We start from the raw sequence: 614 nt of genomic DNA, 5'->3' as shown, positions 1-614 counted from the left end.
CCCTTGGCGATGAGGGCGTCATTGACGGAGAGATCAGCAGGCAGATCGCCCTTTTTCTCCTCGGCCTTGAGGATGTTCGCGGCGCGCTTGTAGCCCGCGAGCAGGTTTGCGCCGTCTTCGGTATCAAGGAACGCGCCCAGAGCTTCGACGCGGCGCGTGATGAGCACGAGGTCATCTTCGCCGAGCGCGAAGACGGCGTCGATCAGGTCGTGGCGTTGGCCTTCATCCCGCAAATGCTGCTTCAAACGGTCCGCAAAGAACGAAAGCAGATCGAGCGAATCCAAAGAAAGCTTGGTTAGGCCGACAAACGGTCCATCCGAAATCTGCAGACCTTTCTGATTTTGGAATTCAAAATCTGACATACCAAGGATTCCTTGGAACCCAAGACGTAAATCATTGGCCAGAGTGATCCGAACGACACCTAGAGCTGCGCGGCGTAGCGCGAATGGGTCCTTTGATCCCGTAGGCTTCTCATCAATCGCCCAGAATCCAACCAGCGTATCCAGCTTGTCGGCGAGCGCGACGGCGATGCTCACCGGGTCGGTGGGCACGGAGTCGCTCGGGCCTTGCGGCTTGTAATGATCTCGGATGGCATCGGCGACGGCAGCCGGTTC

At 58.1% G+C, this 614-nt stretch carries 1 protein-coding gene; it reads right to left on the bottom strand.

Features of this window, described 5'->3' with window-relative positions; translation table 11 throughout:
- The coding region (locus B4F73_RS15535; RefSeq protein WP_290483718.1) for a glycine--tRNA ligase subunit beta at window positions 1-614 on the bottom strand (614 nt) is incomplete at both ends.

Origin of the sequence: Hyphomonas sp. UBA3601 (assembly GCF_002375605.1) — a bacterium.
Taxonomy (GTDB): domain Bacteria; phylum Pseudomonadota; class Alphaproteobacteria; order Caulobacterales; family Hyphomonadaceae; genus Hyphomonas.
Note: the sequence above shows the minus strand (reverse complement) of the source record. Positions and strands in the feature narration are given on the sequence as shown.